This is a genomic window from Mycobacterium branderi (assembly GCF_010728725.1).
GTDB classification, from domain to species: domain Bacteria; phylum Actinomycetota; class Actinomycetes; order Mycobacteriales; family Mycobacteriaceae; genus Mycobacterium; species Mycobacterium branderi.
In genome coordinates this window covers 4,752,689-4,772,116 of the sequence record NZ_AP022606.1, presented here as the reverse complement: position 1 = coordinate 4,772,116, position 19,428 = coordinate 4,752,689, and the positions used below count along the sequence as shown (strand labels likewise).

Annotated in this window: 23 protein-coding genes; 19 read left to right on the top strand and 4 right to left on the bottom strand. The window is 67.2% G+C overall.

Going from position 1 to position 19,428, the window contains the following annotated elements:
• Nucleotides 1-2: 2 nt before the first annotated feature.
• From rbfA to G6N47_RS23160, 4 genes are read left to right on the top strand one after another with little or no spacing between them, the layout of a single operon-like run.
• The gene (rbfA, locus tag G6N47_RS23175) at nt 3-485 is read left to right on the top strand and encodes a 30S ribosome-binding factor RbfA (RefSeq protein ID WP_083132331.1); all 483 of its coding nucleotides are present in this window, start codon (nt 3-5) and stop codon (nt 483-485) included.
• Nucleotides 460-1,455, top strand: coding sequence for a DHH family phosphoesterase (locus tag G6N47_RS23170; protein WP_083132332.1), 996 nt, complete (start codon nt 460-462; stop codon nt 1,453-1,455). Before rbfA ends, G6N47_RS23170 begins: the two co-directional genes overlap by 26 nt.
• Nucleotides 1,452-2,771 carry an MATE family efflux transporter gene (locus G6N47_RS23165; protein ID WP_083132333.1) on the top strand — a complete coding sequence of 440 codons (1,320 nt, stop codon included), beginning with the start codon at nt 1,452-1,454 and terminating at the stop codon, nt 2,769-2,771. Before G6N47_RS23170 ends, G6N47_RS23165 begins: the two co-directional genes overlap by 4 nt.
• Nucleotides 2,772-2,777: 6 nt before the next feature.
• Entirely contained in the window at nt 2,778-3,347 is a 570-nt protein-coding gene (locus tag G6N47_RS23160; protein WP_083132334.1) for a sugar O-acetyltransferase, read from the top strand.
• A 12-nt stretch (nt 3,348-3,359) separates the two neighbouring features.
• Here G6N47_RS23160 and G6N47_RS23155 read toward each other — a convergent pair whose 3' ends face one another.
• Nucleotides 3,360-3,686 carry a hypothetical protein gene (locus G6N47_RS23155; RefSeq protein WP_083132335.1) on the bottom strand — a complete coding sequence of 109 codons (327 nt, stop codon included), beginning with the start codon at nt 3,684-3,686 and terminating at the stop codon, nt 3,360-3,362.
• A gap of 420 nt (nt 3,687-4,106) precedes the next feature.
• On the opposite strand from G6N47_RS23155, the gene G6N47_RS23150 reads away from it, so the two are divergent.
• Together G6N47_RS23150 and G6N47_RS23145 are read left to right on the top strand one after the other, a co-directional pair.
• Nucleotides 4,107-4,340, top strand: coding sequence for a hypothetical protein (locus G6N47_RS23150; RefSeq protein WP_083132336.1), 234 nt, complete (start codon nt 4,107-4,109; stop codon nt 4,338-4,340).
• Nucleotides 4,341-4,452: 112 nt separating this feature from the next.
• Nucleotides 4,453-5,184 (top strand): DUF5642 family protein, encoded by a 732-nt coding sequence (locus tag G6N47_RS23145; protein WP_163659728.1) that lies wholly within the window; start codon nt 4,453-4,455, stop codon nt 5,182-5,184.
• 343 nt (nt 5,185-5,527) lie between these two features.
• Here G6N47_RS23145 and G6N47_RS23140 read toward each other — a convergent pair whose 3' ends face one another.
• Complete coding sequence (locus G6N47_RS23140; RefSeq protein WP_083132337.1) at nt 5,528-6,274, bottom strand: enoyl-CoA hydratase; 747 nt, start codon at nt 6,272-6,274, stop codon at nt 5,528-5,530.
• A gap of 36 nt (nt 6,275-6,310) precedes the next feature.
• Here G6N47_RS23140 and G6N47_RS23135 point away from each other — a divergent pair, with 36 nt between their 5' ends.
• Together G6N47_RS23135 and G6N47_RS23130 are read left to right on the top strand one after the other, a co-directional pair.
• Nucleotides 6,311-6,559, top strand: a complete 249-nt coding sequence (locus G6N47_RS23135; RefSeq protein ID WP_083132338.1) for a DUF2277 family protein — start codon at nt 6,311-6,313, stop codon at nt 6,557-6,559.
• Nucleotides 6,556-7,101, top strand: coding sequence for a DUF1802 family protein (locus G6N47_RS23130; RefSeq protein ID WP_083132339.1), 546 nt, complete (start codon nt 6,556-6,558; stop codon nt 7,099-7,101). The genes G6N47_RS23135 and G6N47_RS23130 overlap by 4 nt, the downstream gene beginning before the upstream one ends.
• On the opposite strand, the gene G6N47_RS23125 is transcribed toward G6N47_RS23130, so the two are convergent.
• Both G6N47_RS23125 and G6N47_RS23120 read right to left on the bottom strand, forming a co-directional pair.
• A complete protein-coding gene (locus tag G6N47_RS23125; protein ID WP_083132340.1) occupies nt 7,060-8,718 on the bottom strand; it encodes a CocE/NonD family hydrolase in 1,659 nt (552 codons plus the stop codon). The two genes, G6N47_RS23130 and G6N47_RS23125, sit on opposite strands and share 42 nt — an antisense overlap.
• Nucleotides 8,719-8,755: 37 nt before the next feature.
• The gene (locus G6N47_RS23120; protein WP_083132341.1) at nt 8,756-9,349 is read right to left on the bottom strand and encodes a DUF3558 domain-containing protein; all 594 of its coding nucleotides are present in this window, start codon (nt 9,347-9,349) and stop codon (nt 8,756-8,758) included.
• 64 nt (nt 9,350-9,413) lie between these two features.
• On the opposite strand from G6N47_RS23120, the gene G6N47_RS23115 reads away from it, so the two are divergent.
• The 11 genes from G6N47_RS23115 (at nt 9,414) to G6N47_RS23065 (ending at nt 19,423) form a co-directional block, all read left to right on the top strand.
• Nucleotides 9,414-10,373: a metallophosphoesterase family protein gene (locus G6N47_RS23115; RefSeq protein WP_083132342.1), complete on the top strand. Its 960-nt coding sequence runs from the start codon at nt 9,414-9,416 to the stop codon at nt 10,371-10,373.
• Entirely contained in the window at nt 10,370-11,047 is a 678-nt protein-coding gene (gene pptT, locus G6N47_RS23110) for a 4'-phosphopantetheinyl transferase PptT (RefSeq protein WP_083132343.1), read from the top strand. Before G6N47_RS23115 ends, pptT begins: the two co-directional genes overlap by 4 nt.
• Nucleotides 11,044-11,922, top strand: a complete 879-nt coding sequence (gene truB / locus G6N47_RS23105) for a tRNA pseudouridine(55) synthase TruB (protein WP_083132344.1) — start codon at nt 11,044-11,046, stop codon at nt 11,920-11,922. Before pptT ends, truB begins: the two co-directional genes overlap by 4 nt.
• A 21-nt stretch (nt 11,923-11,943) precedes the next feature.
• The gene (locus G6N47_RS23100; RefSeq protein WP_083132486.1) at nt 11,944-13,134 is read left to right on the top strand and encodes a lipid-transfer protein; all 1,191 of its coding nucleotides are present in this window, start codon (nt 11,944-11,946) and stop codon (nt 13,132-13,134) included.
• Nucleotides 13,135-13,262: 128 nt separating this feature from the next.
• A complete protein-coding gene (locus tag G6N47_RS23095; protein ID WP_083132345.1) occupies nt 13,263-13,841 on the top strand; it encodes a TetR/AcrR family transcriptional regulator in 579 nt (192 codons plus the stop codon).
• A gap of 89 nt (nt 13,842-13,930) precedes the next feature.
• Nucleotides 13,931-15,121 carry a lipid-transfer protein gene (locus tag G6N47_RS23090; protein WP_083132346.1) on the top strand — a complete coding sequence of 397 codons (1,191 nt, stop codon included), beginning with the start codon at nt 13,931-13,933 and terminating at the stop codon, nt 15,119-15,121.
• Nucleotides 15,122-15,123: 2 nt separating this feature from the next.
• The gene (locus G6N47_RS23085) at nt 15,124-15,561 is read left to right on the top strand and encodes a type II toxin-antitoxin system Rv0910 family toxin (protein ID WP_083132347.1); all 438 of its coding nucleotides are present in this window, start codon (nt 15,124-15,126) and stop codon (nt 15,559-15,561) included.
• Nucleotides 15,558-16,424, top strand: coding sequence for a MaoC/PaaZ C-terminal domain-containing protein (locus G6N47_RS23080; protein WP_083132348.1), 867 nt, complete (start codon nt 15,558-15,560; stop codon nt 16,422-16,424). Before G6N47_RS23085 ends, G6N47_RS23080 begins: the two co-directional genes overlap by 4 nt.
• Nucleotides 16,424-17,290: an SDR family oxidoreductase gene (locus tag G6N47_RS23075; RefSeq protein WP_083132349.1), complete on the top strand. Its 867-nt coding sequence runs from the start codon at nt 16,424-16,426 to the stop codon at nt 17,288-17,290. Before G6N47_RS23080 ends, G6N47_RS23075 begins: the two co-directional genes overlap by 1 nt.
• 49 nt (nt 17,291-17,339) lie before the next feature.
• On the top strand, nt 17,340-18,569 hold the full coding sequence (locus G6N47_RS23070; RefSeq protein ID WP_083132350.1) for an acyl-CoA dehydrogenase family protein: 1,230 nt from the start codon (nt 17,340-17,342) through the stop codon (nt 18,567-18,569).
• On the top strand, nt 18,566-19,423 hold the full coding sequence (locus G6N47_RS23065; RefSeq protein ID WP_083132351.1) for an alpha/beta fold hydrolase: 858 nt from the start codon (nt 18,566-18,568) through the stop codon (nt 19,421-19,423). Before G6N47_RS23070 ends, G6N47_RS23065 begins: the two co-directional genes overlap by 4 nt.
• Nucleotides 19,424-19,428: the final 5 nt, after the last annotated feature.

Sequence of the window (19,428 nt, the reverse complement as noted above, 5' to 3'; positions counted from 1 at the left end):
GCATGGCTGATCCGGCCCGCGCACGCCGGCTCGCCAAGCGGATCTCGACGATCGTCGCGTCGGCGATCGAGTACGAGATCAAAGACCCGCGGCTGGCCGGTGTCACGATCACCGACGCCAAGGTGACCGCCGACCTGCACGATGCGACCTTGTATTACACGGTGATTGGTCGCACCCTCGACGACGAGCCGGATTACGCCGGAGCGGCCGCGGCGCTGGAAAGCGCCAAGGGTGTGTTGCGCAGCAAGGTCGGGGCGGGCACCGGTGTGCGGTTCACTCCCACCCTGACGTTCAGCAGGGACACGGTGCCCGACGCCGCGCACCGGATGGAGGAGCTGCTGGCCCGCGCCCGCGCCGCCGACGCCGACCTGGCCCGGGTCCGCGCGGGTGCCAAGCCGGCCGGCGAGGCCGACCCCTACCGCGTGAGCCCGGCGGACGCCGGCGGGGAGGGAGACGCCGGTGACGACGATCGATCCGACGACTGAGCCGGCCGTGCAACGCGTCGACGCGATCGGCGCCGCCGAGTTGCTGTCCGCGGCTGGCACCGTCGGCGTGGTCTGCCACGTGTATCCCGACGCGGACACCATCGGCGCCGGGCTGGCGCTGGGCCTGGTGCTCGACCAGGGCGGCAAGGACGTGCAAGTCAGCTTCGCCGCGCCTGCGACGCTTCCGGAGTCGTTGCAGTCGCTGCCCGGCGGCCGGTTGCTGGTCGATCCGGATGCTTTCCGCCGCGACGTCGATCTCGTTGTGACCGTGGATATTCCGAGCGTCAACCGGCTGGGCGCGCTGCAGGACCTGGCGGCTGGTGGGCAGGAGTTGTTGGTCATCGACCACCATGCGTCCAATCAACTGTTCGGTACCGCCAACTTCGTCGACCCGTCGGCGGATTCCACCACGATGCTCGTCGCCGAACTGCTCGACGCGTGGGGCAAGCCGATCGACATCGAAGTCGCGCACTGCCTCTACGCGGGGCTGACCACCGATACCGGGTCGTTCCGCTGGGCCAGTGCACGCGCGCACAGGTTGGCGGCGCGGCTGGTCGAGCTCGGTGTGGACAACGCCGCGATCAGCCGGGCCCTGCTGGACACCCACCCGTTCGCCTGGCTGATGATGCTGTCGCGGGTGCTGGGCTCGGCGCAGCTGGTGCCCGACGCCGTAGGCGGCCGCGGCCTGGTGTACGCGGTCGTGGACAACGGGGAGTGGATTAACTCGCGGCCGGAGGAAGTCGAAAGCATCGTCGACATTGTCCGCACCACCGCCCAGGCCGAGGTGGCTGCAGTGTTCAAAGAGGTTGCGCCGCAACAGTGGACGGTATCGATGCGGGCGAAGTCCGCGGTGGATCTGGCCGCGGTCGCCTCGACGTTCGGCGGCGGGGGTCATCGGCTGGCCGCCGGGTATTCGATCACCGGCTCGGTCGACGACGTGGTGACGAGACTCCGCGCCGCCCTCGGGTGACCGAGACGGGTCAACCCGCCGCCGGCGGCCGCCAGATCGCCGGTCTGGCGTTGCCCGCGCTGGGCGTGCTCGCGGCTGAGCCGCTCTATCTGCTGTTCGACACCGCCGTCGTCGGCCGGCTCGGCGCGCTGAGCCTGGCCGGGCTGGCGGTCGGCGCGCTGATTCTCGGGCTGGTCGCGTCCGATCTGACGTTTCTGTCGTACGGCACGACGGCCCGCTCGGCCCGCCATTTCGGTGCCGGCGACCGGGTTTCCGCGGTCGCCGAGGGCGTCCAGGCGACCTGGTTGGCGCTGGGTCTGGGCGCACTGGTCGTCGTGGTGGTGCAGGCGGCAGCGGTGCCGCTGGTGTCGGTGATCGCATCCGGCGGCGACATTGCCAGGGCGGCGTTGCCGTGGTTACGGGTCGCGATCCTCGGTGCCCCCGCCATTTTGGTGTCGCTTGCCGGTAACGGGTGGCTGCGCGGCGTGCAGGACACCGTCCGGCCGCTGCGCTACGTGGTAGCCGGTTTCGGGTTGTCGGCACTGTTGTGCCCGCTGCTGGTGTACGGCTGGCTCGGGCTTCCGCGCCTGGAGCTGGCCGGTTCGGCGGTGGCCAACTTGGTAGGACAGTGGCTGGCCGCGTTGCTGTTCGGGCGCGCACTGCTGGCCGAACGGGTGCCGCTGCGGCTCAACCGGGCTGCGTTGCGCGCGCAACTGGTGATGGGTCGCGACCTGATGCTGCGGACGCTGGCGTTCCAGGCCTGCTTCGTGTCGGCGGCGGCGGTGGCGGCACGGTTCGGCGCCGCGGCCCTGGGCGCGCACCAGGTGGTGCTGCAGTTGTGGACTTTCCTCGCGCTGGTTTTGGATTCGCTGGCCATCGCGGCGCAGGCGCTGGTCGGTGCTGCGTTGGGGGCCGGCCGCGTCGAACACGCCAAGTCGGTGGCGCGACGGGTCACGGTGTTTTCGGCGCTGGCCGCGGCGCTGCTGGCCGTGGTGTTCGCCGCCGGCGCCGCAGTGCTTCCCGAGTTGTTCACCGACGACCGTTCGGTGCTGACCGTGATCGGGGTGCCGTGGTGGTTTTTAGTGGCCCAATTACCCATTGCCGGAGTAGTTTTCGCGCTCGACGGCGTGCTGCTGGGTGCCGGCGATGCCGCGTTCATGCGCAGCGCGACGGTGGTCAGCGCGCTGGCCGGGTTCCTGCCGCTGACGTGGCTGTCGCTGGTGTTCGGTTGGGGACTTGCGGGAATCTGGTCCGGCCTGACCAGCTTCATCGTGCTACGGCTGTTATTCGTCGGTGCACGAACCATTTCGGGCCGCTGGGCGGTGACCGGAACGTGAGGAGCCATGGTTAGTCAGCGGGAGCGGATGCTGCGTGGGGCGCTCTACCAGGCGAGCGACCCCGACCTTGTCGAGAGCAGGAGGGCATGTCAGCGCCTGCTCGATGCGTTCAACGCGACCCTGGCCGACGACGGCGAGCGCAGAAGGCAGCTGCTGCACGAGCTGCTCGGCTCGCTGGGCGAGGGTTCGGTGATATTGCCGCGATTCCAATGCGATTACGGGACCTACATCAGCGTCGGCGCGAACAGTTTTCTCAACTACGACGCAGTCCTGCTGGACTGCGCGCCGATCACTATCGGCGACGACGTGTCGATTGGTCCCCGTGTGCAGCTGCTCACGGCGCAACACCCGGTCGACGACTACCAGACCCGCAGGGAGGCCTGGGAATCCGCGTCGCCCATAGCAATCGGCGACAATGTGTGGCTCGGGGGCGGAGTCATTGTCTGTCCCGGGGTGTCGATCGGCGACAACTCGGTTGTCGGCGCCGGCAGTGTCGTCACCAGGGATGTGCCGGCGGGCGTATTGGCGGCCGGTAACCCGTGCCGAGTGATCAGGGAGCTAACCGGCCGGCGCTAGTCGCGCGTCGGTTCAGCGCCGCCCCGCTTGGATGGCGCGTTGGATCCGGGCGGAGAGTTCGCGATCCGTCAGCAGCTGGTCGATCAGCGCGGTCAGCACCTCTTGTCCGGTCACGCGGGCGAGACCGAGGCGATCGGCGGCATCTCGTTGCCAGATGTCGAGGGCACGGTGCTGGGCCGGCGTGAGATCGACGGTGCGTCGCGTTTTCCGGCCGCGTGTCTGGCCGACGGTGATGCGTTCGGTCGCCGCAGCGGAGCCCGGGAACGTGGGTGGGGCGGCTCTGCCGGGTGTGCGGGACCGTTCGGCGTCGGCCTCGAAACGATCGGCGGCAGCGCTCATTGATGCGAACCTTCCATCGGCGGACGGGACATTAGTGAGCCGGGTAGGCGAGTCAGCATATCAGTATGACCCCGTGGCAGAAGTCAGTGACCCGAAGTGTCGTCGAATAAACGCACGCTATTACCGTTGCTGTCGGTGTGAAAGCGTCACCGCAGCATTAGGGATCATAATTTACTGATTCACCGGATACGGAAATACAAAGATCGCGGCATCAGTAAGTAATCGTAGAGCGATAGCCAGCTATAATACGATAGTAAGTACTGGAAAGTATCTACTGAAGTCCTGCAACACCTTCCTCAGATCTGCGATACGTCGTTAATTGTGAAGTTGCTGAAAAGCGCCCAAAAAAGTTGCTGAAGACCAATTAGCTGGGTTAAGTTAGTTGACGAACCAGCAAGTAATTGTTTCGAGGAGGTTGTTATGTCGAGTTGGGCGGGTTCGGCGCGCCGGGCGGTGCTGGGTGCGATCGGCGCCGGTGCTGTCAGTGGCGCGATGCTCTTGGGCGCCCTCCCGTCGGCGCACGCCACCCCCGCGGCTTCGGGCAATCCGTCCGACCTGAACAGCGTTGTGGCCGCGGGTTGGCATGACACGCCCATGCCGGAACACTGGTGGCATCACCACCGGTGGTGGCATCACTGGTGGTGGTGGTGGTGACCCGCGAAGCGTCGCCGAAGCGAACACCCGGCCCGGCGGGGCCGGGTGTTCGCCCGTCGGGCGCAGCGGCTTCGAAGACCTTCCAGACGGACCGACCCTCAAGGACCATGCAATGACTTCCCAATCGCCCACCATCCGTCAAATCGCTTGCCTGCTCACAGCACTCGGCGCAAGCGTGGCCATCTCGGCGTGCGGCCAGTCCGCCGAAAGGCCGCCGGCGGCCGCGTCGTCAGCGTCGTCGCAACCGCCGTCGGCAACCAATGTGCCGGCTGCTGCGGCTCCCGCGGCCTATGACATCGGGCGCGTCGACAACGTCAAAGACGACTTTCCGGCCGGCTTTGCTCCGCAGGCCGAACCACCAAAGGCGTTGGCGCAACACGATATCGACAGCTCAGGGATCACCGCGTTCACCAAAGCGCAGATCGATCCGCCGCAATGCCGCGCGATGGTCATTCCACCGAACGTCGAACCGTCGGTCGGCGCCCAGGCGGCCGGTGTCCGCGGCGAGGGCGACCAGGGCAACATCTACGTCGTCGCGCTCCGGTTGCCCCAGCCGGTGCCGGCCGGGCAAGCCGCGGCCGGCTGCGATCGGGTCACATTGTCCGGCGACCCGCAGGCGACCGGAACCGCGGAGCGCATCCCGGCCCCGCACATCGACGGCCTCAACACCACCGGAGTCAAGCTGAGCGCCGACGCCTCGGACGACCCCGACTACATCTACACGGCGGCGCTCGACGACCAGACCTCTGTGGTGGTGATGGGCAGCACGGACACGCAACTCAATCCGCAACAGCTGCTGTCGGATCTACTGGTCAAGGCCACCTCGGCGGTCCGCGGCCAGTAGGACGTAGTCGATTGGAGTAGCGGACTACTCGCGACAATGCCTCGTGGTGGGGACAAAGTGGTGCTAGCCACGAAGGAGATCTCCAGTGTCATCGCATCGATTCCACCGCGCCAAGCTCGATGCGGCCGTCTACCAATTGACCGATCGTCTGCATGACAGGCGCACAGTGCTGGTGTCGGGCGAGGACATCGTGACGACGCTGTCTGCCTGGCTGGCCGAGTTGGGCGCTACGACACCGTTTGTCGAAGATCTGGCAAGCGCGGTACGTGCCGGCGATTGGCCGAAGGCGCACGCCCTTGCCGACTATTTGTCGGTGGACGTAACGGTGATCGCACCCGCAGATCTACCGCACTTGCGCCCGGCCGCGGCGCAACACGGCGTCCCGGTTGGCGGCAATGTCCTCGCCGGTGGTCCGGTATTGCCTGGCCGCGCTTGCCTCCAGCCATAGCCCCGCGCTGGTCTGCGACTCGTCGATGCGGTGGTAGGACGCCAGCAGTGCGCGCACCGCGTTTTGGTTGTTGCCGACGATCGAGGCGGCCACTTTGCGGGCGGCGGGCAGCAGCTCGTCGTGCGGCACCACCTCGGTGACCAGCCCGGCGCGCAGTGCGTCCTGCGCGGACAGGTAGTCGCCGGTGAGGCTCATCCGGCGGGCCAGTCCGATTCCGACCTTCTGCGGCAGCCGCACGCTCAGCCCCCACGTCGGCAGCAGCCCCACCCGCGCATGCGTGTCGGCGAACCGGGCCTGCTCCGAGGCGATCAGGATGTCGCAGTACAGCGCCAGCTCCAGCCCGCCGGTGACGGCGGCGCCGTTGATGGCGCCGATCACCGGTTTGGTCATGGCCGGCCAGCGCGGCGAGATGTCCGGCAGCGCCGACTGCCCGCCCAGCTCTTTGAGGTCCAGTCCCGCGCAGAACACCGGGTCGGCGCCGGTGAGGATCACGACGTCGACGGCGTCGTCCTCCTCGGCCTGCGCCAGCGCGGCGAAAAACCGGTCCCGCAGCGCCGCGGACAGCGCATTGCGGGACTCGGGGCGGTTCAGGGTCAGGGTGCGGACGCGTTCGTCGGTGTCGATCAGCAGAATGTCGCTCATCGCATCACCGTAACCAGGCCCACCTATGGTTGATGCATGTGCCGGAACATCACCGAACTGCGCGGACTCGAGCCGCCGGCGACGGCCGCCGAGATCGAGGCGGCGGCGCGCCAATACGTGCGCAAGGTCAGCGGCGTCACGCGCCCGTCGGCGGCCAACGCCGAGGCCTTCGAGGCTGCGGTCGCACAAGTCGCGGAAGCGACGACGCAGTTGCTGGCCACGCTGCCGGCGCGGCGTCAGCCTCCCAAAACCATGCCGCCGCTGCGCCGGCTCGCGACGAGATGACGGCTGCGCTCAAGGAGTGGAGCGCGGTCGTGCATGCGCTGCTGGACGGTCGCCAGACCGTGCTGCTGCGCAAAGGCGGGATCCACGAAAAGCGCTTCGACGTCGCCGCCGACGAATTCGTGTTGTTTCCGACGGTGGCGCACAGCCACGCCGAGCGGGTCCGGCCCGAGCACCGGGATCTGCTGACCGCAGCGGCCGCCGACAGCACCGACGACCGGCTGATTGTCCGCGCAGCGGCCAAAGTTGTTGCCGCGCTTGCGGTTAACCGTCCCGAACACCTCGAGGCGATCGAGGACCTGCATATCTGGACCACCGAATCGGTCCGCAAGGACCGGCTGGACTTCCGGCCCAAGCATCGGCTGGCCGTGCTGGTGGTGCAGGCCATCCCGTTGGCCGAGCCGGTGACGCTGGCACGGACTGCGGACTATGCGGGATGCACCAGCTGGGTGCAGGTTCCGATCACCCCGAGCCTGGCGTCGCCCGTGTACGACGAGGCGGCGCTAGCGCGGATCGCCGCCCGGGTCCGCAATGCCGTCGGCTGAGGTCTGGTCGACCGGGAGCAGCAACCGCGACGTGCCGAAGTGCACGCTGTGGGTGGTCGGTGTCATTCGGCTGCCGCTCACCACCGGCTCGCCGGTGCCGAGGTTGCGTGCATAGCGCGGATGCCAGCCGCCGGCGATGAGCACGCGGATGCGCGAGCCGGCGCGGAATCGGTGTGCCACGGCGTCGAGTTCGATGCGCAGCGGGTCCAGCGGCTCGGCCAGCCGCCGATACCCGTCGCTGACGTTGCGGGAGCGATCCCGCGCGTCCACCTCGCTGACCCGGACGAACACGTCGACGTGGGGATTGTCGGTGGTGTGTGCCAGCTCGACGATCGGGTTGCCGTGCACGCAGAGGTCGTCGGCGAGCGCGTCGCCGGTGAACACGAGCACGTCGTCGCGGCGGGCGAGCCGGCTGTCGTTGCGGTATCCGCTGTTCGGCGAGAGCAGCGGGCCGCCGATCGTGGGCGTCGGGTCGGCCGGGTCGAACCGGAACGTGGCTGCCGGGGCAGGGGAGGGCGGCTTGGTGGCCAGCCCGCCGCCGGGTTGCAGGTACAGCGGCCGGGTGGTCGTCGCCGGCGGCCAATCCGCCAGCTCCCGCCAACCTTCACCGGTGACGAAGACCCGCACCCTGCTGGGCCGCGACCTGCCCGCCGCACCGCCCAGATGGGTGTCCAGCCACGCCAGGGATTCGCGGCTGATGGCGCCCAAGCCGGTGGTGAGCAGCTGGGTATGGGTCCACGGCCCGACGGTCAGCGCCACGTCGACGGACCGGTCGCGCAGATGCCGGTATTGCTCGAGTGTCTGCCGCAGGAACAGGTCCTGCCAGCCGCCGAACAGAAGCACGGGGACCTGCGCCTTGTCCAGTGCGGCGGTGAAACGCATCGGCTCCCAGAACGGGTCGTCGCGGTCCTGGTGTTCCAGCCAGGACTCGTACCAGGGCGCGCCCTCGCCGAGCAGCGCCCGGCCCCCCGCGCCGAGCGGCAACTTGCCGGCCGCGCGGGCCACCCGGCGGCGGGCGAGCAGCTGGCGAATGCCGCTCCGGATCCGGGGTTCTTCCTGGTGGGCGATCAGGTCGCTCCAGCCCAGGAAGTCGTTGAGCCCGAACGAGCCGGTTCCCCACGACGACGCGCAGAAGTCGTGGGGCCCTGCGGTGATGACGGCGGCGGCCAGTTCCGGTGGAGGGTCAGCCAGGATCGCCCACTGGGTGAAGCCGAGATACGACAGTCCGACGGTGCCGAACCGGCCGGTGAACCACGGCTGCTGACGCAACCATGCCACGGTGTCGGCGCCGTCGTCGGCCTCACGGACCATTGGTTCGAAGACCCCCGCCGACCCGAATGTTCCCCGAACGCTTTGCAGCACCACGTGGTAGCCGCGGGCGGCGTACAGCGCGCCGTATATCAGCGAGAACGGAAACCCGCGGCCGTACGGCCCGCGGACCAACAGGGTCCCGACGGGCTCGGTGCCGGTTGGGGCGTAGTGGTCGGCGGCGAGCTCGGCGCCGTCGCGCATCGGGACGGCGACGCGGCTCACCGTGTAACGCGTGGTTTCCGCCGGCAGGTGCAGCAGTGGGCGCAGGACGCGACCGCCGGCACGCCGAATGCGCGTGCGCAGCATCGACTCCGGGGACCGGGTGGATGCCGTCGTCACCGCATCAGAACACGTAGTAGGGGGAAAGCTCGTTGGCCCGTTGCAAATTGGTGGCCGGGCAGTCGACGTCGGGATTGGAGTAGACCGTCGAATAGAACAGCGCCTGCTGGATCAGCCCGTAGCTGGTCTTGAACGCCACCATGCAGGAAACGTACCAATAGCTGTTGTGGTAGGTCGGCTTGAGCACCCAGTACTGCGCGGCCCGGTGACCGTTCACTGTGGTCTCGAGAGCGTCGGCCGGCAACGTCTGCTCGTAGCTGCGCCAGACGATCGGCTCGACGGCCAACTGGTAGTTGCCCGCGTCGTAGTGGCAGCGCAGCCCCTCCTCGTGCTCGGGCGGGGTGTACGACAGGCCGAGCCGCTGGACGACGTCGAATGGGATGTCCTCGCAGGGGTCGAACGGCCGGGGATCGGTGGTGGCCACGATCGGGCTTTTCATCGTGGTGGCCGGGTCCAGCGGTGCGCCGGTGGACCGCAACTGCACGGCCATGCCGCCGCTACCGGTCGGCGGGGTACTCTGCCAGACCACGACAACCGCCATCAGCAGCGCGCCCAGTGCCGTGATCACACGCAATTTCGCGAGCCACTTTCCGGCCATGGCGGGCAGTCTAACTAGAACCTGTTCCTGTCCGCACCCGGTTGGCTGGCTACGCTGAGGAGTCGTGGCGGCAGAAAACACGCGGCACGAGCCGACGCTGTGGGCGGTCTCCGACCTGCACACCGGTCACCTCGGCAACAAGCCCGTCACCGAATCGCTGCACCCGTCGTCGCCGGACGACTGGCTGATCGTCGCCGGTGACGTCGGCGAACGCACCGATGACATCCGCTGGTCGCTGGATCTGCTGCGACGACGGTTCGCCAAGGTCATCTGGGTGCCCGGCAACCACGAGCTGTGGACCACCGGCAAGGACCCGATGCAGGTCTTCGGCCGCGCGCGCTACGACTACCTGGTGCACATGTGCGACGAACTGGGCATCGTCACCCCGGAGCATCCCTTCCCGGTGTGGACCGAGCGGGGCGGCCCGGCCACGATCGTGCCGATGTTTCTGCTCTACGACTACACATTCCTGCCGGAAGGGGCGACCACCAAAGCCGAAGGCCTGGCGATCGCCCGGGAACACAACGTGGTGGCCACCGACGAATTCCTGTTGTCGCCCGAGCCGTACGGCACCCGCGAGGCCTGGTGCCGGGATCGGTTGGCGGCCACCCGCAAGCGCCTGGAAGAGCTCGACTGGATGACGCCGACCGTGCTGGTCAACCATTTCCCGCTGGTGCGCGAGCCCTGTGATGCGTTGTTCTACCCGGAGTTCTCGCTGTGGTGCGGCACCACCGAGACCGCCGACTGGCACACCCGCTACAACGCGACCTGCTCGGTCTACGGCCACCTGCACATTCCCCGCACCACGTGGTACGACGGGGTGCGCTTCGAAGAGGTGTCGGTGGGCTACCCGCGGGAATGGCGGCGCCGCAAGCCGTTCAGCTGGCTGCGCCAGGTGCTGCCGGACCCGCAGTATGCGCCCGGGTACCTCAACGATTTCGGCGGACATTTCGTGATCACCCCCGAGATGCGCAAGCAGGCCGAACAGTTCCGGGAACGGTTGCGGCAGCGGCAATCACGATGACCGACAGCACGTTGATGTCGGCGGTGCTGCCCGAGCATGCCGACAACCTGGCATTTGCCGAGTTGTATTCGGACCCGCCCGGCCTGACGCCGCTGCCCGAGGAAGAGCCGTTGATCGCACGCTCGGTGGCCAAGCGGCGCAACGAATTCACCACCGTCCGGCACTGTGCCCGGATCGCGCTGGGCGAACTGGGGTTGCCGCCGTTGCCAATTCTGAAGGGCGACAAGGGCGAGCCGTGCTGGCCCGAGGGCGTGGTGGGCAGCCTCACGCACTGCACGGGCTACCGCGGCGCCCTGGTGGGCCGCAGCGGTGCAGTGCGCTCGGTGGGCATCGACGCCGAACCGCACGACGTGCTACCGGACGGTGTGCTTGACGCGATCACGCTGGCGGAGGAACGCCACGAAATCTCCGCGCTGCCCGACAGCCTGCACTGGGATCGAATCCTGTTCTGCGCCAAGGAGGCAACCTACAAGGCGTGGTTTCCGTTGACGCGGCGCTGGCTGGGTTTCGAGGACGCTCACATCGTGTTCGACGTGGATCCGAACGGGTCCACGGGCGTGTTCGTCTCCAAGATCCTGGTCGACGGCGCCGCGCTGTCCGGCCCGCCGTTGACCGCGCTGCGCGGGCGGTGGTCGGTGCGAAACGACTTGGTGCTCACGGCGATCGTGCTATGACCGCCGGCCTTGTCATCGTCGACAAGCCCGCCGGGATGACCAGCCACGACGTGGTGGGGCGATGCCGGCGGATCTTCGGTACCCGCCGCGTGGGACACGCGGGGACGCTGGACCCGATGGCCACCGGCGTGCTGGTGATCGGCGTAGAGCGGGCGACCAAGGTCCTCGGGCTGATCAGCGGCGCGCCGAAGTCGTATGCGGCGACCATTCGGCTGGGCCAGTCGACGTCCACCGAGGACGCGGAAGGCGAAGTGCTGCAAGAGGTCTCCGCTGCGCACCTGACCGACGATGCGGTAACGACGGCCATCGCGGGCCTTCGTGGCGACATCATGCAGGTGCCGTCGGCGGTCAGCGCGGTCAAGATCGGCGGCCGGCGCGCTTATCGATTGGCCCGGGAGGGCCAGACCGTCGAACTGGCCGCGCGGCCGGTGCGCGTCGACCGCTTCGAGCTGGTGGCCCGCAGGCGCCACGATCGGCTCGTCGACCTCGACGTCGAGGTCGACTGCTCGTCGGGAACCTACATCCGCGCGCTCGCCCGCGATCTGGGCGACGCGCTCGGTGTCGGCGGACATCTGACGGCGTTGCGGCGCACCAGGGTGGGGCGCTTCGGGCTGGATCAAGCGCGCACGCTCGACGAACTGGCCGAGCAGCCGCGGCTGAGCCTGGATCTCGACGAGGCGTGCCTGCAGCTCTTTCCACGCCGCGAGCTGACTGTTGAAGAAGCCGTGTCGGTGTCCCACGGCCGGCCGCTGCCGTCGGCCGGCATCGACGGCGTCTACGCCGCCTGCGCCGCCGACGACCGGGTGATCGCGCTGCTGCGCGACGACGGCCCGCGCACCAAATCGGTGGTCGTGATCCGCCCCGCCACGTTGTAGCGCGAGCAGTACGCTATGCCGATGACAAACAAGGTTTACGTCGTCGGCGTCGGCATGACGAAGTTCGAGAAGCCGGGCCGCCGGGAAAACTGGGACTATCCCGACATGGCGCGGGAGTCCGGCACCAAGGCGCTCGAAGACGCGGGCATCGACTACCGCGAAGTTGAGCAGGGCTATGTCGGCTATGTCGCCGGCGATTCGACGTCCGGGCAGCGGGCGCTTTACGAGCTGGGCATGACCGGGATTCCGATTGTCAACGTCAACAACAACTGCTCGACGGGCTCGACGGCGCTTTTTCTGGCTGCGCAGGCCATCCGCGGCGGGCTCGCCGACTGCACGATCGCGCTGGGCTTCGAGAAGATGCAGCCCGGCTCGCTGGGCGGCGGTGCGCAGGACCGCGAATCGCCGATGGCGCGGCACGTGAAGGCGATGGCGGAGATCGACGAGTTCGCGATGCCCGTCGCACCGTGGATGTTCGGCGCCGCCGGTCGCGAGCACATGCGCCAATACGGCAGCACCGCAGAGCATTTCGCCAAGATCGGCTACAAGAACCACAAGCACTCGGTCAACAACCCGTTCGCGCAGTTCCAGGAGCCCTACACGCTCGACGACATCCTGGCGGCGCGGATGATCTCCGATCCGCTGACGAAACTGCAGTGTTCGCCCACCTCGGACGGGTCGGGCGCGGCGATCCTGGCCAGCGAGAAGTTCGTCGACAAGCACGGGCTGGCCGGCCAGGCGACCGAGATTGTCGGCCAGGCGATGACCACCGACTTCGCGTCGACCTTCGACGGCACGGCGAAAAATCTCATCGGCTACGACATGAATGTTCAAGCCGCGCAACGCGTTTACGAGCAGTCCGGTCTCGGGCCGACCGATTTTCAGGTGATCGAGCTGCACGACTGCTTTTCCGCCAACGAGCTGCTGCTCTATGAGGCTCTCGGGCTGTGCGGCGAGGGTGAGGCGCCCAAGCTGATCGACAACGGCGACACCACCTACGGCGGCCGCTGGGTGGTCAACCCGTCCGGCGGGCTGATCTCCAAGGGCCACCCGCTGGGCGCAACCGGTTTGGCGCAGTGCGCCGAGCTGACCTGGCAGCTGCGCGGTACCGCCGACAAGCGTCAGGTCGACAACGTGACCGCCGCGCTGCAGCACAACATCGGGCTCGGGGGAGCGGCCGTCGTCACCGCCTACCAGCGCGCCGAACGGTGACGCGACAGCAACGTCAACGGCGCCAGCACTTCCATTCTCATCGGCATGTATATGGGTAAGATGTCGGCGTGACCACGCGGACGGACGGATCGCGCGCGCGACGCTCACAGGCCGAGCGCAGTGCTGCCATGCGGTCGCGGTTGCTCGAGGCGACGGTCGAATGCCTGGTCACCTACGGGTATGCCGGCACGACCACGCACCGCGTCGCGGAGCTGGCCGGCGTGACCCGCGGCGCGCAGATCCACCACTTCCGGTCGAAGCAAGATCTGGTGGTCGCCGCGATCGAGCACCTGGCTCAGCAGCGGGCGCACGCGGCCATTCGCGAGCTGAGCCGCGTCAAGGGCAGGCCCGATCCCGCCAAGGTGCTGGATTTCATTTGGGACGCGCATCAGGGCCCGCTTTTTGTTGCCACGCTCGAACTTTGGGTGGCATCCCGAACGGACCGAGTGCTCGCGCAGCAGATCCAGCGCGTCGAACCGCTGGTCAACGACACGCTGTTCTCCGCGATTGCGCAGTTCCTTCCAGAGCAAGCAGCGCAAAAGGAACTGCGCTACCTCATCTATACGGCGATGGATGCTCTGCGCGGCATTCTGGTGGCCAGCTTCGTCGATCAGGACATCGCCCGGGCGCGCCGTCGATGGGATCGCGCCTGCGCTCATCTCCGCAACGAGCTGAGCCAGCTGCTCTCAGTTCAGCCGGGCGCTTAAGCACTGCGAACGAGCCGTTTGCGTTGGCGCTGACTTGTAAAGATGCCATCCGGAATGTATGTTTCGGAAAACAGTCCGATGGGAGGGCGATGGCAAACAAGGTCTACGTCGTCGGTGTGGGGATGACGAAGTTCGAGAAACCGGGGCGCCGGGAAGGCTGGGACTACCCGGACATGGCGCGCGAATCCGGCACCAACGCGCTACAGGACGCCGGCATCAGCTACAGCGACGTCGAGCAGGGTTACGTCGGCTACGTCTACGGCGAGTCGACGTCGGGGCAGCGTGCTCTTTACGAGCTGGGCATGACCGGGATTCCGGTCGTCAACGTCAACAACAACTGCTCGACCGGCTCGACGGCGCTTTTCCTGGCCGCCCAGGCGATTCGAGGCGGGCTCGCCGACTGCACCATCGCACTCGGGTTTGAAAAAATGAAGCCCGGATCGCTAGAGGCCAGCTACGACGACCGCGCGCAGCCGATGGAAAAGCACATCCTCGCGATGGCCGAGATCTCCGAGGTCTTGTTTCCGCCGGCGCCGTGGATGTTCGGCGCCGCCGGTCGCGAGCACATGCGCCAGTACGGCAGCACCGCAGAGCATTTCGCCAAGATCGGCTACAAGAACCACAAGCACTCGGTCAACAACCCGTTCGCGCAGTTCCAGGACTCCTACACCCTGGAGGACATCCTGGGCTCGCGGATGATCTACGACCCGCTGACCAAGCTGCAGTGTTCGCCCACCTCCGACGGCTCGGGAGCCGCGATCCTGGCCAGCGAACAGTTCGTCGACAAGCACGGGCTGGCCGGCCAGGCCGTGGAGATCGTCGGGCAGGCAATGACCACCGACTTCGAGTCAACGTTCGACGGCACTTGCAAGGCGCTGGTCGGCTACCACATGAACGTGCAAGCGGCGCAACGCGTCTACGACCAATCCGGCCTGGGCCCGGAGGACTTCCAGGTGATCGAGCTGCACGACTGCTTCTCCGCCAACGAGCTGCTGCTCTATGAGGCCCTCGGCCTGTGCGGCCCAGGCGAAGCGCCCAAGCTGATCGACAACGGCGACACCACCTACGGCGGGCGCTGGGTGGTCAACCCGTCCGGCGGCCTGATTTCCAAGGGTCATCCGCTGGGCGCAACAGGCTTGGCGCAGTGTGCCGAACTGACCTGGCAGTTACGGGGTCTCGCGGACAAGCGCCAGGTCGACGGGGTCACGGCGGCCCTGCAGCACAACATCGGACTCGGTGGCGCCGCCGTCGTCACCGCCTACCAACGAGCGGAGCGTTAATCATGGGACACATCGAGGCAACCCGGGAACTGAGTGCCGGCCCCGAGGCGCTGTGGGAAACCGTCAGCGACCTGGCCAACTGGGACAAGTGGTTCACCGTGCACGAGAAATGGCTGGAGGAACCGCCTGCCACGCTCAGCGAAGGCGCAAAGCTGACCGCCAAAATCGTCATGCTCGGGATGGCCAACAAGATCGAGTGGACGGTCGAATCGGTCGACCCGCCGCGCGGCCTGGTGCTCAGCGGCACCGGAATGGCCGGTGTCAAGGCGCAATTCACCTTCACCATCGAGCCAGACGGAGCCGGCTCCAAATTCACCGTCCGCGGTGATTTCGAGGGTGCCATGATCAAGGGCGCGCTGGGCAAGGCCGTGGAAAAGGACGGCGCCAAGCAGCTCGACAAGACGCTCGACCAGCTCGATGTTTTGGCCACGGCCTCATGACGGAAACACTCGAGTTCGACGACACCGGCCTTGATCGCTGGACCGACGACGAGCGATTCGAGGTTACCCGGGAGCGGTTGGCGGAATACGCGGCGGCGACCAACGATCCGATCGAGGCGCACCGCAGAGGGGATGTCGCGCCGCCGGTGTTCGCGATCGTGCCTGTGTTCGAGGCGCTGCTGACCCCGGCGGTCGATGTCATGCCCGTCGAGGCGATCCCGCGAATCGTGCACGGGGAACAGGATTTTCATTTCCACCGGCCGATCCGCCCGGGTGACAAGCTGGTATCCCGTGCCAAGATGATCGGATACCAGGGCCTGGAGAAAGGCACCCGCGCGGCGATCCTGCTGGAATGCCGCACCGAGGACGGCGAACTGGTCAACGAGCAGTACGTCACCACGTTCGTGCGCGGACTGACCGTGGGCCGTGCCGTTGGGGTTTTGAGCCCCGACCACAAGTTCGACGACGCGCTGCGCTCGAAGGCGCCCGCCGCCAAGGTGGTGCAGCACATCGACGCCGACCAGACGTTCCGTTACGCCCCGGCAGCCGGCGACCCGATGCCGATTCACCTCGACGAGGAGGTGGCCAAGGACGCCGGGCTGCCCGGCATCATCGCGCACGGGTTGTGCACCATGGCGTTCACCTCGTGGGCGGTGCTCACCGAACTGGCCGACTCGGATGTCAACCGGCTCAAGCGGTTCGCGGTGCGGTTCTCCAAGCCGGTGCTGCCGGGCGACGACCTGGAGACGCGGATCTGGGAGAAGGGCCACGCGGACGGAATCACCAGTTACGCATTCGAGACGGCACGCGGTGACGACTTCGTCATCACCGACGGGCTGGCGGAGATCAGGGAGACACGCTGATGGGTGCATTGGAAGGGCGGGTAGCCGTCATCACCGGCGCCGGCCGGGGAATCGGGCGCGAACACGCGCTGCTGTTCGCCAAGGAGGGCGCCAAGGTCGTCGTCAACGACCTCGGAGGCGACAACACCGGCGAAGGCGCCGACGCCGGCCCGGCGCACGAGGTCGTCGACGAGATCACCGCCGCCGGCGGCACGGCCGTCGCCAACACCGAGAACATCGCCACCTGGGATGGCGCGGAAAGCGTTGTGCGGCAGGCGATCGACGAGTTCGGGCGACTCGATGTGCTAGTCAACAACGCCGGCATCTTGCGGGACTCGTTCATCGCCGGCATGGACGAAGCCCAGTGGGACGCGGTGATCGCCGTGCATCTCAAAGGGCACTTCGCGATGCTTCGGCATGCCGCCGCCTACTGGAAGGCCCAGTCGAAGGCGGGGGATCAGCCCAATGCCGCGGTGATCAACACCGCGTCGGGTTCCGGTGTAACGCTGCCTAATCCGGGCCAGGCCAACTACGGCGCGGCCAAAGCGGGCATCGCGGCGCTGACGTTGATCGCCGCCGAGGAGCTGGACCGATACGGTGTGCGGGTCAACGCGATCGCGCCGATCGCACGGACCCGGCTCACCTTGGCCACTCCCGGGATGGGCGCGCTCATGGACGAACCCGACGACGGCGAGCTGGACTTGTTCAGCCCAGCCAACATCTCGCCGCTGGTGGCCTATCTGGCGACGGAAAAGTGCCCGATCACCGGCCGCGTGTATGCCGTTCAGGGCGGGGCGATTTCGCGACTCGCGGGCTGGCAGGATGTCGAGACCATCGAGACCGACGGCCCGTGGCTCATCGACGACATCGCGGCGAGGCTGCCATAGCCACCGCCGACGATGCGGAGCGTAGCGACGAGGAGGAGGCGGAATAAACATGATCGAGTGGTCCGACACCGACCTGATCATGCGGGATACGGTCCGGGGATTCATCGACAAGGAGATCCGGCCGCATCTGGATGCGCTGGAGACCGGCGAGATGTCGCCGTACCCGATCGCCCGCAAGCTGTTCAGCGAGTTCGGTCTCGACGTGCTGGCCGCCGAGGCGGTGAAGTCGATGCTGGACAAAGAACGCGCCGCGGAAGCCGAGCGGCAGCCGTCGAACGGGCTGGGCGGCCTTGCCGCGCAGGCGTCGATGGCCGCCATCCTGGTGTCCGAACTTGCCGGTGTCAGTATCGGATTGCTCAGCACGATCGGCGTCAGCCTGGGTCTGGGCGCGGCCACGATCATGAGCCGCGGCACGCTCGCCCAGAAGGAACGCTGGCTGCCCGAACTGATGACACTCGAGAAGATCGCGGCCTGGGCCATCACCGAGCCGGACTCCGGCTCGGATGCCTTCGGCGGGATGAAGACCACCGTCAAACGCGACGGCGCCGACTACATCCTCAACGGGCAGAAGACGTTCATCACCAACGGTCCCTACGCCGATGTCCTGATCGTCTACGCCAAGCTCGACAATGGTGACCCCGATCGGCGCAACCGGCCGGTGCTGCCCTTCGTCCTCGACTCCGGAATGCCGGGACTGACGCAGGGCAAGCCCTTCAAGAAGATGGGCATGATGTCGTCGCCCACCGGCGAGTTGTTCTTCGACAACGTGCGCCTGACACCGGATCGGCTGCTGGGCGAGACCGAAAACCACACCGGAGGCGACGGTCGGGAAAGCGCCCGCGCCAATTTCGCAGCCGAACGGTTAGGTGTGGCGCTGATGGCGCTCGGCATCATCAACGAATGCCACCGGCTCTGCGTCGATTACGCGAAAACCCGCACCCTGTGGGGCCAGACCATCGGGCAGTTCCAACTGATCCAGCTCAAGCTGGCCAAGATGGAGGTCGCCCGGATCAACGTGCAGAACATGGTCTTTCAGACGTTGGAGAAGCTGCAGGCCGGCAAGGTGCCCTCGCTGGCCGAAGCGTCGGCGATCAAGCTGTACTCGTCGGAGGCCGCCACCGACATCGCGATGGAGGCAGTCCAATTGTTCGGCGGGAACGGCTACATGGCCGAGTACCGCGTCGAACAACTGGCCCGCGACGCCAAATCGCTGATGATCTACGCCGGCAGCAATGAGGTACAGGTGACACACATCGCCAAGGGGCTGCTCAACGCATGATCACTGCGAGCCGGGTGACCTACAACGACGTGGGCACCCGAGCGCTATCCGTGGTCGGTAACGGGACGCCGATCGTGCTTTTGCACGGATATGCCGACAGCGCCGATACGTGGCGGGGCGTGCTGACACGGCTCGAGGCGGCGGGACGACGCGCGTTTGCGGTGGACCTACCCGGCTTCGGGCAGGCGGACCCACGCCGGTCCGGAGCGCTGGTGCCGCAGTTCGACGCGTTCCTCGACGCGATCCTCGCCGAAACCGGACCGGCAGTGCTGGTTGGTAATTCGCTGGGCGCGGCGACGGCGGTCCGCGGCGCCGCCCACAACCCCGCGGCGGTCAAAGCGCTTGTCGCACTGAACGATCCGCTCAATGCCAGACACTGGTTGGCCCGGGTGGCTCGCCGACGAGAGATAGCTGCCACGTTCTGGTCACGGGTGGCCCATGCCCCCGTGCCGTCGACCGCGTTGAGCTGGGCGACTCGTCGCATCGTCCCAAAGTTCCTGTACGGGCCCGGAATCGTCGCCGACCCCGAGGTCGTCAGGTATTGGTCGCAGACAATCTCCTGTGTTTCGGACGTTGCCACTTTGGGACGCTACGCATTTCAATACGCCTACGAAACCACTGCCGGACACCGCGGCGTGCGTGTCAGTTGCCCGACAGTGATCGTGCACGGCGCCCGCGACCGCATCATTCCCGTGCAGTCAAGCCGACTGCTGCACCAGCAGATTCCCGGCAGCGAACTCGTCGTGCTCCCGCGCTCTGGGCACTGCCCGCAACTGGACAACCCCACCTCGGTGGTCAGGCTGATCGCGTCGTTGCTGGACACCAGCGGCGATCACGCCACAAGCACAGGATGACCGAC